The organism is Streptomyces sp. NPDC060064 (assembly GCF_042736455.1).
Lineage (GTDB): Bacteria > Actinomycetota > Actinomycetes > Streptomycetales > Streptomycetaceae > Streptomyces.
The window spans coordinates 1-14,650 of record NZ_JBHWWF010000003.1; the positions used below are offsets into that span (position 1 = coordinate 1).

A 14,650-nucleotide genomic window follows, 5' to 3' on the forward strand; every position below is an offset into this window, starting at 1 on the left:
GCCCGCTCGTGCGAATCCAGAGGCAGTGCGTGCAGGGCGGCGTCCAGGAGTGCGGGGTGCAGTCCGAAGCCGTCGGTCGCAGTTCCCTCGGGAAGCGCGACCTCGGCGAACACGTCCCCGCCGAGCCGCCAAGCCGCACGCAGGCCCTGGAAGACCGGTCCGTAGGAGAGACCAATGCTCTCCAGGCTGTCGTAGATGCCGTCGGCCTCGACCGACGCGGCACCCTGCGGCGGCCATACGGACAGGTCGAACGCCGCGGACTCGGCAGCCGCGGACAGTGTGCCGGTCGCATGCAGTGTCCACTGGCTGCCGGGGACCGCCTCGTCGGCGCGGGAGAAGAACCGCACCGGGCGGCGGCCCGCCTCGTCAGCGGCGTCCACGGCCAGTCGCAGCACCACTGCGCCCTGCTCGGGCAGGACCAGCGGGGCCTGGAGCGTCAGTTCCTCGACCCCGCCGCAACCGACCTGGTCGCCGGCGTGGATCGCAAGCTCGATCAGTGCCGAGCCCGGCACGACGGCCGAGTCCAGCACCACGTGATCCGCAAGCCATGCGTGCGACTGGAGAGACAGGCGGCCCGTCAGCAGCATCCCGTCCGACTCCGGCAGCGCGACCGCCGCGCTCAGCAGCGGGTGCCCCGTCGCCGACTGGCCGAAGCCCGTGGCGTCACCGGAGAGCGTGGGCGTGTCCAGCCAGTAGTGCTGGTGCTGGAAGGCGTACGTCGGCAGGTCCACGCGCTGCCCGCCGCGGCCTGCGAATACGCCGTCCCAGTCCAACTCCGCGCCGTTTACGTGCATACGGGCGATGGCGGAGGTGAAAACCTCCGCTTCGGGGCGGCCCTTGCGCAGGACCGACGTGAAGACCACGTCTTCGGCGTCGGGCAGGGATTCCTGGCCCATCGCCGAGAGGATGCCGTCGGGGCCGAGCTCCACGAAGGACGTGACGCCCTGCTCGGCGAGACAGGTGATGCCGTCCCGGAAACGCACAGCCTGACGCACATGCCGTACCCAGTACTCCGGTGAGCACAGCTCCTCCGCGGTGGCCGGCTCGCCGGTCACGTTGGAGACAATCGGGATCCGCGGCGCGGAGTAGGTCATCACGCGGGCGTGCCAGCGGAACTCGTCCAGCATGGGTTCCATGCGGGGGGAGTGGAAGGCGTGGCTGACGCGGAGCTGGCGGACCATGCGGCCCTGGCCGCGCCAGTGCTCCAGCACCTCCACCACAGCGTTCTCGTCACCGGAAATGACCGCCGACGAGGGTCCGTTGATCGCGGCGATGGCGATCTCGTGTTCGCGGCCCTCAATCGTCGCCAGGATTTCGGCCTCGGTGGCCTGGATCGCGGCCATCGCGCCGCCGGCCGGGAGGGCCTGCATAAGGCGGCCCCGTGCAGCCACCAGAACAGCCGCATCCTCGAGGCTGAAGACGCCTGCCACGTGTGCGGCAGCCAGCTCACCGACCGAATGGCCGACGAGGAAGTCGGGTGTCAGGCCCCAGGACTCGACGAGCCGGAACAGTGCGACCTCGACCGCGAACAGCGCGGCCTGCGTGAACGCTGTCTGGTCCAGCAGACCGGAGCTGTCGTCGTCCGTGCCGAAGACGAGGTCCTTGAGCGGGCGCTCAAGATGCAGGTCGAGGTAGGAGCAGACTTCGTCGAAGGCCGCCGCGAAGACGGGGTACGTCTCGTAGAGCTCCCGGCCCATTCCGACCCGCTGGCTGCCCTGCCCGGTGAACAGGAACGCGACCCGCCCACGGTTCACGCTCCCCGCGGTGACCGCGCCCCCCGATACCTCACCGCCGGCGACAGCCTCCAGTCCGGCCAGCAGCTCCTCACGGCTCGCGCCTGAAATCACGGCCCGGTGCTCGAACCGTGCCCGTGACACCGCCAGCGAGTAACCCACATCGGCCAGACCCAGCTCGGACTTCTCCTCCACGAAGGAGTACAGCCGCTCGGCCTGCGCTCGCAGCGCATCCTCAGTCTTGCCCGAGAGCACCCACGGAACGACCCCACCGACAACAGGAGCCTCGGAAACAGCCTCGGCTTCCGCAGAGGGCGCCTGCTCCAGAACTACGTGCGCGTTTGTGCCGCTCATGCCGAACGACGAGACACCCGCCCGGCGCGGGCGCCCGGTCTCCGGCCATTCGCGTGCCTCCGTCAGCAGCGACACCGTCCCTGCCGACCAGTCCACGTGCGGGGACGGCTTGTCCGCGTGCAGCGTCCGCGGCAGCACACCCTCCCGCATCGCCAGAACCATCTTGATGACACCGGCGACACCGGCCGCAGCCTGCGTATGCCCGACGTTCGACTTCAGCGAGCCGAGCCAGAGCGGCTCCCCGCCCTCGCGCCCCTGCCCGTACGTGGCCAGCAGCGCCTGAGCTTCGATCGGGTCACCCAGCCGCGTACCCGTGCCATGGCCCTCGACGGCGTCGATGTCCGTCGCGGCGAGGCCGGTGCCCGCGAGGGCGCGCCGGATGACACGCTGCTGGGCGAGACCACTGGGAGCGGTCAGGCCGTTGGACGCGCCGTCGGAGTTGATGGCGGTGCCGCGCACCACCGCGAGCACCTGATGGCCGTTGCGCCGGGCCTCCGAGAGCCGTTCGAGGACGACGATGCCGACGCCCTCACCCCATCCGGTGCCGTCGGCGTCCGCGGAGTACGCCTTGCAGCGCCCGTCCTCCGAAAGGCCGCGCTGCCGGCTGAAGGCGAGGAACCCGCCAGGACTCGACATGACGGCCGCACCGCCGGCCACGGCGAGTGGGCAGTCGCCACGACGCAGCGCCTGTACGGCGAGGTGGAGTGCGACGAGCGAGCCGGAGCAGGCGGTGTCGACGGTGATGGTGGGACCTTCGAAGGCGAAGGTGTAGGCGAGACGGCCCGAGGCGACGCTGGCGGCGTTGCCGGTCAGCAGGTACCCCTCGAAGCCCTCGGCGGCATCCTGCAGGCGCGGGCCGTACTCCTGGTTCTCGACGCCGACATACACACCGGTCTGACTGCCGCGGGCGGCCCTGGGATCGATGCCCGCGCGTTCGAGGGCCTCCCAGGTGCTCTCCAGCAGGAGCCGCTGCTGCGGGTCCATGCCGAGCGCCTCGCGCGGGCTGATGCCGAAGAAGTCGGCGTCGAACTCGCCCGCGTCGTGCAGGAATCCGCCCTGGCGGGTGTAGCTCTTGCCCGCGTCGTCGGGGTCCGGAGAGTACAGATTGTCGAGGTCCCAGCCGCGGCGGGTGGGGAAGTCGGAGATCGCGTCGCCGCCCTCGGCGAGGAGCTGCCACAGCTCCTCGGGGGTGGTGACGCCGCCGGGGAGGCGCACGGCCATGCCGACGATGGCGATCGGCTCGTCGTCGGCCCCGGCGGTCCCGAGCGGCTCACCCTGGTCGCCAGGGTCGGCGGCGGAGCCGTACAGGAGGCGCTGAAGTTCGCGCGCGAGCGCCCGCGGGGTGGGATGGTCGAAGGGCAGGGTGACGGGCACGCGGAGCCCGGTCGCCGCGACGAGCCGGCTGTGGAAGTCGACGGCGGCGAGCGAGTGGAAGCCGAGCTCGAGGAAGGAGCTCTCGGGGTCGATCCCGTTCGGTACCTCTCGGTCCGCGCTCTTGAGCACGTCCCTGGTCAGACCGGTGACGAAGGCGAGCAGGTGGTGTTCCTGCTCCGGCCCGGTCAGTTCAGCCTGCGAACGGAATTCTCCGGACTGGCCTACCATCGCTCGCTCCACAACTCTGCCGACATGGCTGTTCAAAGAAACCGGACTTCACGCGAGAGTATGTGGACACCAAGTGGCGGTCACACCCCTACGCACCCCTTGGGGGCATTGCCGATATGGGGGTTGGTGTTGTGGCGGCTTTCGGCGCCGCCACGACGACGGCCAACGAATGCCGACGCAGCAACCGTTCACGATTGCTGAGGCATCAGTGGTTGACGAATACCGCCACGACAGCTGTATTCGTCACCACCGGGCATCAGCTTTTCGTCGGCCGCAGAGTGGACCGGAGAACGCTTTTCGGGTCGACGGCCACGACATCGAAGTTCCGCGTGGTGCATTTCACTCGCCGGAACAGATTGTCGGGGCCGGTGATGTAGAGCTTTCGTACACCGAGGTTGAGCAGCGAGTCGACGACATCGGGCCAGTTGATGGCCTTGTCGAAGGTGTCGAGCATCATTGTCCGCATGGCATCCGCGGTGCGCACGACACTGCCGTCCTGGTCGGCGACGACAGTGAGTTTCGGGTCGCGGATCTCGTACCGGGACAGGACCTCCTCCTCGGCCTTGCGGCGGAGACCGCCGAACGCCTCGGCGTGCACGGGCGGGCGCATCGTGTACATGGAGTAGCCGCCCATGGCGCTGATGGCCTTCTTGAGGCCGTCCAGGAGGTGTTCGCGAATGGACACCATGCAGAAGCCCTCGTCGAGACGGCCCGAGATGTCGTACCAGTCGCCGTTCGCGGCGAGCCCGTCCAGATACTCCTGGAAGGCCTCGTCCGGGACGCGCACACAGGAGTGGGTGACCACATCCTGGTGTTCGACGGCGAAGAACTCCTGCTCGCAGCGGGCGAGATCGGCCGTCATACGGACGGTGTCCGCGAAGTCGACGGCCCCCGTCCAGGCGGCCGCGGCCTTCTGGCCGAAGCTCGGCCCGACGCAGTAGTCGGGGCGCATCCCGAGGAGGTCCTCGGCGCGGTCGGCCAGAGCAAGGGAGTTGACCAGGAAGGCCACCTGCGTGTACTCCGAGTAGTCGTCCTCGGCTTCGTAGAACCGGTCGAGGAGCGAGTACCCGAGCGCCTTGTCTGCAGCCGATACGCGGCGCCTAGCGTACCTGTCGAGAACCATGAATTTGCCGACCGCGGAAAAGCTTGACGGTCCCATTCCTGGAAATACGACAGCTGTCTTCTCTTCCATCAGATTTCACCCACAGTCAGCCAGCGGACAGCATGGTCGACGCTATGGGGGCGGGCGGGCCGCGGGCCACCCCATAGGCCCCCTAATCCCACCCCGTAGGCACCCCTTGACCTTCACGGGTGCCGCAGCATGCGGTCACCCGGCCCGCCTCGTGTGCGGACGCCTTGCCGAGCCGCCCGGTTCCCTTATCCCGCATGCCACATAGGCAGGGGGGATAGGGGTTGCCAGTCGCTCCCGGCGAAAAATAGCGTGTGCCTGCCGGCGCAGGCAGTCCTCGGCCGACAGTTCACCATTCGGCCGGGCCACGCTGACGGCATCGACATGCGGCTCGCGCGGCGTGAGCGGGCGGAGCCCTCCCGGAATTTCATTGATTCCCCGACCAGCATCGCCGAAACGGCCCGAAGGGTTTTCCTGATGACGTCACCCAGCCCGGCTTCAATGAGCATGCTCGTTCCGGACTTCCCCTTCTCCTACGACGACTGGCTGCGCCATCCCGCCGGTCTCGGCGAGCTGCCACCCGAACGAGCCGGTACGCCGGTGGCCGTTGTCGGTGGTGGCATCGCCGGGCTGACGGCCGCGTACGAGCTGATGCGGCTCGGTCTGCGGCCCGTTGTGTACGAGGCCGGCGATCTGGGCGGCCGTATGCGAGCCGTTCCCTTCGCGACCCGCCCCGAGTACGTCGCCGAGCTCGGGGCGATGCGCTTCCCGAAGTCGGCGCGGGCTCTGTTCCACTACATCGACCTGCTCGGCCTGGGCACCCGCCCGTTCCCCAACCCGCTCGCGCCGGACACCCCGGGCACACTCATCGACGTCAACGGACGCCAGCACTGGGCCCGTTCGCAGGACGACCTCCCGATGCTCTATCAGGAGGTCGCGGACGCCTGGGAGAAGACGCTCCAGGAGCTGGCCGAGCTGTCGACGGTGCGCGGCGCGATTCAGCAGCGCGACATCGTGACCCTCAAGGCCGTGTGGAACCGTCTGGTACGCGATCTCGACGACCAGTCCTTCTACGGCTTCCTGGCATCCTCGTCCTCGTTCCACTCCTTCCAGCACCGCGAGGTCTTCGGCCAGGTCGGCTTCGGTACGGGCGGATGGGACACCGACTTCCCCAATTCGGTTCTGGAGATCCTGAGGGTGGTCTTCACCGAGGCCGACGACGATCAGCTCTCCATCGTCGGCGGTGTGCAGCAGCTGCCGCAGGGGCTGTGGGAGCAGCGGCCCGAGTCCCCGGCCCACTGGCCCGAAGGCACTTCACTCTCCTCGCTGCACGGCGGGGGTCCGCGGCCGGCCGTCGTGGGGCTGCGGCGCAAGGGATCCGACTTCGTCGTCGAGGACGCGTCCGGAGACGTCAGCGTCTACCCGGCCGTGGTGTTCACACCGCATCTGTGGACGTTGCTGAGCCGGATCGACTGCGAGCCGGGGCTGCTGCCGACCGAGCACTGGACGGCGGTGGAGCGTACGCACTACATGGGCTCCTCCAAGGTCTTCGTCCTCACCGACCGTCCGTTCTGGCGCGACATCGACCCGCGCACCGGCCGGGAGACGATGGGAATGACCCTCACCGACCGGATCGCGCGCGGCGTGTACCTCTTCGACAACGGTGTCGACCGGCCAGGCGTGATGTGCCTGTCGTACACATGGAACGACGACTCGCTGAAGTTCGCGACCCTGTCGGCGCAGCAGCGCCTCGAAGTGCTGCTGGACCGGCTCGGCGAGATCTATCCGGGTGTGGACATCCGGTCGCACATCATCGACGAGCCGATCACCGTCACCTGGGAGACAGAGCCCCATTTCATGGGTGCCTTCAAGGCGAACCTGCCGGGCCAGTACCGGTATCAGCGGCGGTTGTTCACCCACTTCATGCAGGACGGGATGGACGCCTCGCACCGCGGATTCTTCCTCGGCGGCGACGACGTCTCCTGGACCGCGGGCTTCGCCGAAGGCGCGGTGACCACCGCCCTGAACGCGGTGTGGGGCGTGGTCAACCATCTGGGCGGCCGTACCCCGTCGGCCAACCCCGGACCCGGCGATCTCTTCGATCAGCTCGCTCCGGTGGAGCTGCCCTACGCCTGAGCCGGCCGTGTTTGTCCATCAATCCCCATGCTCCTCGCGGAACGAGGTATCACGATCATGACCAGGACCGGACCGGATGTGCGGGCGGGCAATGTCTCGACTCTGCCGGAGGCGCTTCGCCTGCGCTGCGAGAAGCAGCCCGACGAAGTCGCATACGTATTCCTGCGCGACGGTGAAGAGCCCGACGGGTCACTCACCTACCGGCAGTTGGAGATCGACGCGGGCTCCCGCGCTGCCGCCCTGGAGCGGGCCGGGCTGAGCGGCGGTAATGCCGTACTGCTCTACCCCTCGGGTCTGGAGTTCGTACGGGCGCTGCTCGGCTGCATGTACGCGCGAGTGGCCGGCGCCCCGGTTCAGGTACCCACCCGGCAGCGTGGGGTGGAGCGGCTGCGCCGGATCGCGGACGACGCGGGTACCAGCACTGTGCTGACCACGGGAGCCGTCAAGCGAGACCTGGAGGAACGGTTCGGCGATCTGCCTGAGCTGGCCGGACTCACGCTCATCGACACCGAGGCGCTGCCGGAGGCGCCGTGGACGGGCGACGGTCCGGGCCCCGACGACACCGCACTTCTCCAGTACACGTCGGGCTCCACCGGCGATCCGAAGGGCGTGATGGTCACCCACGCCAACTTCCTGAGCAATGTCGCCGAGACCGACGAGCTGTGGCCGGCCGGACCCGATGGTGTGGTCGTTTCCTGGCTGCCTCTCTTCCACGACATGGGAATGCTCTTCGGCGTGCTGATGCCGCTGTGCTCCGGTGTCCCCGCCTATCTGATGGCCCCGGAGGCCTTCATCCGCCGGCCCGGCCGCTGGCTCGAGGCGATAGCGCGGTTCCGCGGCACGCATGCCGCCGCGCCGAGCTTCGCGTACGAGCTCTGTGTACGGGCCCAGCAGGACGGCAAGGTCGCCACGGACATCGACCTGTCGACCTGGCGGGTGGCGGCCAACGGCGCCGAGCCCGTGCGCTGGCGCGCTGTGCGCTCCTTCGCCGAGGCATTCGCCCCGGCCGGCTTCCGCCCCGGCGCCATGTCCCCGGGTTACGGCCTCGCCGAGAACACCCTCAAGGCCACCGGCAGCCGCCTCGGCCAGGAGCCGACCGTGCTGTGGGTGGCCGCAGAAGCACTGCTGGCCGGCCGGGCCGAACTGCTCGCCCCGGAGGCCGACGGAGCGCAGCCCCTGGTGGGATCGGGCTTCGCGGTCTCCGGCACCCGGGTGCGGATCGTCGACCCCGTGGCGCTGACCGAGTGCGCCGAAGGCGGGGTCGGTGAGATTTGGGTGGACGGGCCATGTGTCGCCGCCGGCTATCTCGGGCGGGAGCGCGAGAGCGAGGAGACCTTCCGGGCGGTCATCGCCGGACAGGAGGACGGCCCCGGCGGGAGCACCTATCTGCGCACCGGCGACCTGGGCTTCCTGCTCGACGGCGAGCTGTATGTGACCGGCCGGTTCAAGGACGTCATCATCCGCAACGGCCGCAACTTCTACCCGCAGGACATCGAGCTCTCGGCCGAGAACGCGGCACCGGGCCTGCACCCGAACGCCGCCGCGGCGTTCTCTGTGGACGACGGCGAGACGGAGCGCCTGATCGTCGTCGTCGAAGCCGACGGCAGGGCACTGCGCGGCACCGGCACGGAAGAGTTGAAGGAACTCGTCCGCAAGGCCGTCCACGAACGGCAGCGACTCGAGACGGACGAGGTCGTGATCGTACGGCGCGGCCTCCTGCCCCGTACCACCAGCGGCAAGGTGCAGCGTCGCGCCTGCCGCAAGCGATACCTGAACAACGAGCTGAAGCCTGCCGCGGCAGCGGAGCGGAGTGCCTGATGGCATCGGAAGAAACCCCCAAAAGCCCTTCCCGTAACGGCACCGCCTCGCGCCTCACCGAGCTGCAGCGACGTCGCGACGAACTTGCCGCGCACGCCGGATCCGACGCGGTCAAGCGCCAGCACGAGAAGGGCAAGATGACGGCGCGGGAGCGCATCGACGCCTTTCTCGACCCCGGGACGTTTGTCGAACTGGACGCCTTCGCCCGCCACCGCAGCCATGACTTCGGCATGGAGCGCAACCGTCCGCTGGGGGACGGCGTGGTCACCGGTTACGGCAAGGTGGACGGCCGCAAGGTATGCGTGTTCGCACAGGACTTCACGGTCTTCGGCGGCAGCCTCGGTGAGAAGTACGGCGAGAAGATCGTCAAGGTGATGGATCTGGCCCTCAGTACGGGCTGCCCCATCATCGGCATCAACGACTCCGGCGGCGCCCGCATCCAGGAGGGTGTGGTCTCGCTCGCCTTCTACGCCGAGCTGGTCAAGCGCCATGTCGAGGGCTCGGGCGTCATTCCGCAGATCTCGCTGATGATGGGCCCCTGCGCGGGTGGTGCGGTGTACGCGCCGGCGATCACCGACTTCGTGGTGATGGTGGAGGAGACCTCCCACATGTTCGTCACCGGACCCGAGGTGCTGCGCACCGTCATGGGCCAGACGGTGGACCGCGAGGAGCTGGGCGGGGCGCTCAGCCACAACACCGTGTCCGGGAACGCCCACTACCTGGCGCAGGACGAGAAGGACGCGTTCGAATACGTCCGGCTGCTGCTCAGTCATCTGCCCTCCAACAACATGGAGGACCCGCCGGCCTACGACGTCACCGAGCCCGACAGCCTCACCGAGGCGGACCGGGCCCTGGACACTCTGATCCCCGACAGCCCCAACCAGCCGTACGACATGCGCAGGGTCGTCCGTACCGTCCTCGACTCCGGTGAACTGCTCGAGGTGCAGCCGCTGTTCGCGCAGAACATCGTCTGTGGCCTGGGGCGTGTCAACGGCCAGAGTGTGGGCATCGTCGCCAACCAGCCGATTGTCCAGGCGGGCGCTCTGGACATCGACGCCAGCGAGAAGGCGGCGCGCTTCATCCGCATGTGCGACTCCTTCCACGTGCCGGTGCTCAGCTTTGTCGACGTGCCGGGCTTCCTGCCGGGTCTGGAGCAGGAGCAGGGCGGCATCATCCGCAGGGGCGCCAAGCTCATCTACGCCTATGCCGAGGCCACAGTGCCGATGGTCACCGTGGTGACCCGCAAGGCGTACGGCGGCGGATACGGAGTCATGGGCTCCAAGCACCTGGGCATCGACGTCAACCTGGCCTGGCCGACGGCCGAGATCGCGGTCATGGGAGGCGAGAGCGCGGTGAGCGTGCTGCACCGCCGTGCGGTGGCGGAGGCCGACGACCCGGCCGCGGAGCGGACACGGCTGCGGGAGGAGTACGAGCAGGCGCTCTGCAATCCGTACGCGGCCGCCGAACGCGGCTATGTGGACGCGGTGATCATGCCGCACGAGACCCGGGCGAGCATTGCCGGCGCGCTGGAGACACTGCGCGGCAAGCGCGCCCACCGGCTGCCGCGCAAGCACGGCAACATCCCCCTGTGAGCGGACCGGAAGAGGGGGCCGCCACCCCCCACGAGGCAGACGGCCTGCGCGTGGTGCGCGGCCGTCCGACGGAAGAGGAACTCGCCGCGGCGGTGGTCGCGGTGACGGCGCTGCTGATCGAGCGGGCCGCCGGCCGGGGAACCGCACCGCCGCGCGCGGGCCGCCGCTGGGGCGCTCCCGCGCAGCGTATGACGCACTGGCCCGAGCGAGGCGGGTTCAGTGGCTGACCAGGACTCGGCCGGGCAGGCCGTCCGCAGCCGCGGTGCGATCTCCGACATCAACGACCACATGGGACGAGGGAGTTCATTGTGCGCAAGATCCTGATCGCCAACCGTGGCGAAATCGCTGTCCGCGTTGCCCGGGCCTGCCGGGACGCCGGGATCGCGAGCGTAGCCGTCTACGCCGATCCGGACCGGGACGCTCTGCATGTCCGCGCGGCCGACGAAGCGTTCGCCCTGGGCGGTGACACCCCGGCCGCCAGTTATCTGGACATGGCCAAGGTGCTGCAGGCCGCGAAGGATGCGGAGGCGGATGCCATCCACCCCGGGTACGGCTTCCTCTCGGAGAATGCCGAGTTCGCCCAGGCCGTGCTGGATGCGGGTCTGACCTGGATCGGGCCGCCGCCGCAGGCGATCCGTGATCTGGGTGACAAGGTCGCTGCCCGGCACATTGCCCAGCGTGCCGGTGCGCCGCTGGTCGCCGGTACGCCCGACCCGGTGAGCGGTGCCGACGAGGTCGTCGCGTTCGCCGAGGAGCACGGGCTGCCGATCGCGATCAAGGCCGCGTTCGGCGGTGGCGGCCGTGGTCTGAAGGTCGCCCGCACTCTGGAGGAGGTTCCGGAGCTGTACGACTCGGCGGTGCGTGAGGCCGTTGCCGCGTTCGGCCGCGGCGAGTGCTTCGTCGAGCGGTACCTGGACAAGCCGCGGCATGTGGAGACCCAGTGCCTGGCCGACAGCCACGGCAATGTCGTCGTCGTCTCCACGCGTGACTGCTCGCTGCAGCGCCGCCACCAGAAGCTGGTGGAGGAGGCCCCGGCGCCGTTCCTGAGCAAGGAGCAGAACGCGGAGCTGTACGCCGCGTCCAAGGCCATCCTCAAGGAGGCCGGTTACGTCGGCGCCGGCACCGTCGAGTTCCTCGTCGGCACCGACGGCACCATCTCCTTCCTCGAGGTCAACACGCGTCTGCAGGTGGAGCACCCGGTCACCGAAGAGGTCACCGGTATCGACCTGGTCCGCGAGATGTTCCGCATCGCCGACGGCGAGGAGCTCGGTTACGGCGACCCGGCCGTGCGCGGCCACTCCTTCGAGTTCCGCATCAACGGCGAGGACCCGGGCCGCGGCTTCCTGCCCGCCCCGGGCACGGTCACCACGTTCGCGCCGCCGACCGGCCCCGGTGTCCGTCTGGACGCGGGTGTCGAGTCCGGCAGCGTCATCGGCCCGGCCTGGGACTCCCTGCTGGCCAAGCTCATCATCACCGGCGCCACCCGCGAACAGGCACTGCAGCGCGCCGCGCGGGCCCTGGAGGAGTTCACCGTCGAGGGCATGGCCACCGCCATCCCCTTCCACCGCGCGGTCGTCACCGACCCGGCCTTCACCGCCGACCCGTTCACGATCCACACCCGCTGGATCGAGACCGAATTCGTCAATGACATCAAGCCCTTCGCCGTCCCCACCGATGCCGGTGCGGAGACCGAGAACGCGGCCCGCCGGACCGTGGTCGTCGAGGTCGGCGGCAAGCGCCTCGAGGTCTCGCTCCCCGAGTCGCTGGGGGCAGCAGTCGCCGGCGGTGCGCCCGGTGGTGGCAGAAAGGCTCCGCGGCGGCAGGGCGGTCCCAAGGCGTCGGCGGCCGCCTCCGGCGAGTCGTTGACCTCTCCGATGCAGGGAACCATCGTGAAGCTTGCCGTCGCGGACGGCAGCCATGTCGAGGAGGGCGATCTGATCGTGGTCCTGGAGGCCATGAAGATGGAGCAGCCGCTCACCGCCCACCGTTCCGGGATCGTCAAGGATCTGTCGGCGGAGGTGGGCGCGACGGTCTCGGCGGGAGCGGTCATCTGCGAGATCAAGGACTGACCGCCTGTCGGCGGACGCATACGACGGAGCCGGCCTCCACACCCGATCGGGTTGTGGAGGCCGGCTCATGTCTTCGTTGCGTCTGCCTGGTCCGGCTGTCGCGCGGGCGGTCAGCCCTGTTCGCGGTTCATGGTCCGCATGCCCCAGGCGCCGAAGATGACCACCAGGGAGAGGGCGGCCAGGGCGCCGGTCAGCGTGGTGCGGGAGGCGTACTCCCCGGCGGTGATCGCGCGCAGCGCATCGACCACGTGGGACAGCGGATTGACCCGGGACAGGTGGTACAGCCAGTCCGGCGCCGCACTCATCGGAAGCAGCACGCCCGAGAGCAGCATGAGCGGCACCAGCACCATGCTGAGCAGCGGAGCGAACCGGTTCTCCTGTTTGAGGATGAGCGCCAGCGCGTACGAGGCGGAGCTGATCCCGGCGGCGAGGACGGAGGCCAGCACCAGCAGCAGCAGGACGGCCGGAATGGGGGCACGGAATCCGAAGGCCGTGGCCGCGGCGAGCAGCATGACGCCCTGGATGCCCAGTTGGGCCAGGTCGCTGAGGACCCGGCCGGAGAGCAGCGCGGCGCGGCTGACGGGTGCGACGCGCAGCCGCTCCATGACCCCGGAGCGCAGCTCAGGGGTGAGCGAGAACCCTGCGTAGGCGGCACCGAACAGGGTGAGCTGCATCAGCATGCCGGGCACGAACCACTGCCAGGCGTCCACGTTGCCGGGCAGCGTGTTCTTCAGCAGTGGGCCGAAGAGCACGAGATAGACCAGCGGGCCGGAGATCCCGACGATGAGCTGGAGCGGGCTGCGAGCCCACGGGCGGGTGGAGCGAATGAAGATGAGTCGCGTCTGCTTCAGGTAATGCACCGTCACTCTCCTTGATCGTTGGTGGAGTCGGCGTCCGTGTCCCGCAGACTGCGGCCCGTGAGGGTGAGGAATACGTCGTCCAGGGTCGGGCGGTGAGTCTGTACGGACATGACAGAGATCCCGCACCGGTCAAGTTCCCGCAGGAGAACGGGTAGGACGGAACCGCCCAGCGGCACCCGGAACCGTACGGTCCAGCCGTCGACGGCGATCTCGCGAGCGCCCGGGAAGCGTGCCGCGGTCGCGGCCGTGCCCGCCGGGTCCGAAGTCTCCAGGACGAGCAGATCACCGGAGATCTCGCTCTTGAGTCCGTCGGGGGTGCCCTCAGTGATGATCTGCCCGTCGTCGATCACCAGGATGCGCTCACAGAGGGCGTCCACCTCGTCGAGGTAGTGCGTGGTGAGGAAGACCGTGGTGGAGTGCAGATCGCGCAACGACCTGATGTGCTCCCACAGATTGCTGCGGCTCTGCGGATCCAGTGCGGTGGACGGCTCGTCCAGGAAGACCAGTTGGGGTCGGTGCAGTACGCCCATCACGATGTCCAGACGCCGCCGCTGGCCACCGGAGAGAGTGGACACGGTCCGGGTCTCCATACCCGCGAGGTCGTACTGGCCGAGGAGTTCTTCGACCCGATGGCGGGCCCGGCCACGGGACATGCCGTACAGCTGGGCCTGCGTCATCAACTCCTCCCCGACGCGCTGGTCGCCTCCGGCGCCGTTGCCCTGCCCCACATAGCCGATGCGGCGGCGTACTCCGGCGGGATCGGAGAGCAGATCGCAGCCGGCAACCATCGCCACGCCCGACGTGGGGCGCAGCAGCGTGGAGAGCATCCGCAGGGTGGTGGACTTTCCCGCGCCATTGGGGCCGAGGAATCCGACCAGTTCGCCTTCTGCGACGTCGATGTCCACGCCCCGGACGGCTTCTACGGTGTTTTTTCGGCTGCGGAACGTTTTGGCAAGGTCTCGTACCTTGATCATCGGCGGTGCCTCATCCGGTCTCGCATGATTGCGCTGAGCGCATGGAAAAACGCGCCGTCTCCATCGGAAGGGAATATCCTGATCGGCGCGATGTGGCAGATGCAGTGACACGCAGACTCGCGTACGTGTAGGGGAAAATGTATTGCGCGTTCAATTCGGCGGACAACCCCTAGTCTCCCCTGCGGACCGCAGTTGGGGGCTAGGGGCGAGGTGTGGTGCAGACCAGGTCGGAGCTTTGGTCCGCCAACGGTGGCCGAAATGAGCCCTAGGATGCCAGTATCTCCACCCGGACCTCAACCACAGGGTCGAGGTTGCCGGTTTCGTCGCACCGTAATGTCGCACCACTCAATGCATGCGATATGCACTTATCGATTCGAAAGGGG

The 14,650-nt window shown here is 68.8% G+C and carries 9 protein-coding genes; 5 read left to right on the plus strand and 4 right to left on the minus strand.

Annotation, left to right across the window (positions count from 1 at the left end):
* Both ACFWDI_RS04330 and ACFWDI_RS04335 read right to left on the minus strand, forming a co-directional pair.
* Positions 1 to 3,689, minus strand: a 3,689-nt coding sequence (locus ACFWDI_RS04330) for a beta-ketoacyl synthase N-terminal-like domain-containing protein (protein WP_385301242.1), incomplete at its 3' end; no start/stop codon positions are given.
* Between the two features lie 256 nt (positions 3,690 to 3,945).
* Complete coding sequence (locus tag ACFWDI_RS04335) at positions 3,946 to 4,812, minus strand: ACP S-malonyltransferase (protein WP_385301243.1); 867 nt, start codon at positions 4,810 to 4,812, stop codon at positions 3,946 to 3,948.
* A 507-nt stretch (positions 4,813 to 5,319) separates the two neighbouring features.
* Here ACFWDI_RS04335 and ACFWDI_RS04340 point away from each other — a divergent pair.
* From ACFWDI_RS04340 to ACFWDI_RS04360, 5 genes are all read left to right on the plus strand, one after another.
* Entirely contained in the window at positions 5,320 to 6,954 is a 1,635-nt protein-coding gene (locus tag ACFWDI_RS04340) for a flavin monoamine oxidase family protein (RefSeq protein WP_385301244.1), read from the plus strand.
* Between the two features lie 57 nt (positions 6,955 to 7,011).
* On the plus strand, positions 7,012 to 8,772 hold the full coding sequence (locus ACFWDI_RS04345) for a fatty acyl-AMP ligase (RefSeq protein ID WP_385301245.1): 1,761 nt from the start codon (positions 7,012 to 7,014) through the stop codon (positions 8,770 to 8,772).
* Entirely contained in the window at positions 8,772 to 10,364 is a 1,593-nt protein-coding gene (locus ACFWDI_RS04350; protein WP_385301246.1) for an acyl-CoA carboxylase subunit beta, read from the plus strand. The genes ACFWDI_RS04345 and ACFWDI_RS04350 overlap by 1 nt, the downstream gene beginning before the upstream one ends.
* A complete protein-coding gene (locus ACFWDI_RS04355; RefSeq protein WP_385301247.1) occupies positions 10,361 to 10,591 on the plus strand; it encodes an acyl-CoA carboxylase epsilon subunit in 231 nt (76 codons plus the stop codon). The genes ACFWDI_RS04350 and ACFWDI_RS04355 overlap by 4 nt, the downstream gene beginning before the upstream one ends.
* An 81-nt stretch (positions 10,592 to 10,672) precedes the next feature.
* A complete protein-coding gene (locus ACFWDI_RS04360) occupies positions 10,673 to 12,433 on the plus strand; it encodes an acetyl/propionyl/methylcrotonyl-CoA carboxylase subunit alpha (RefSeq protein WP_385301249.1) in 1,761 nt (586 codons plus the stop codon).
* Positions 12,434 to 12,543: 110 nt separating this feature from the next.
* Here ACFWDI_RS04360 and ACFWDI_RS04365 read toward each other — a convergent pair whose 3' ends face one another.
* Both ACFWDI_RS04365 and ACFWDI_RS04370 read right to left on the minus strand, forming a co-directional pair.
* Positions 12,544 to 13,293 (minus strand): ABC transporter permease, encoded by a 750-nt coding sequence (locus ACFWDI_RS04365; protein ID WP_385301251.1) that lies wholly within the window; start codon positions 13,291 to 13,293, stop codon positions 12,544 to 12,546.
* A 2-nt stretch (positions 13,294 to 13,295) separates the two neighbouring features.
* Positions 13,296 to 14,198 carry an ATP-binding cassette domain-containing protein gene (locus tag ACFWDI_RS04370; RefSeq protein ID WP_327326583.1) on the minus strand — a complete coding sequence of 301 codons (903 nt, stop codon included), beginning with the start codon at positions 14,196 to 14,198 and terminating at the stop codon, positions 13,296 to 13,298.
* Between the last annotated feature and the right edge of the window lie 452 nt (positions 14,199 to 14,650).

Excerpts from the sequence above, each read along its gene's own strand:
- ACFWDI_RS04335 (WP_385301243.1), bottom strand. The coding sequence starts at position 4,812 with ATGGTTCTCGACAGGTACGCTAGGCGCCGCGTATCGGCTGCAGACAAG.
- ACFWDI_RS04340 (WP_385301244.1), top strand. The coding sequence starts at position 5,320 with ATGAGCATGCTCGTTCCGGACTTCCCCTTCTCCTACGACGACTGGCTG.
- ACFWDI_RS04345 (WP_385301245.1), top strand. The coding sequence starts at position 7,012 with ATGACCAGGACCGGACCGGATGTGCGGGCGGGCAATGTCTCGACTCTG.
- ACFWDI_RS04350 (WP_385301246.1), top strand. The coding sequence starts at position 8,772 with ATGGCATCGGAAGAAACCCCCAAAAGCCCTTCCCGTAACGGCACCGCC.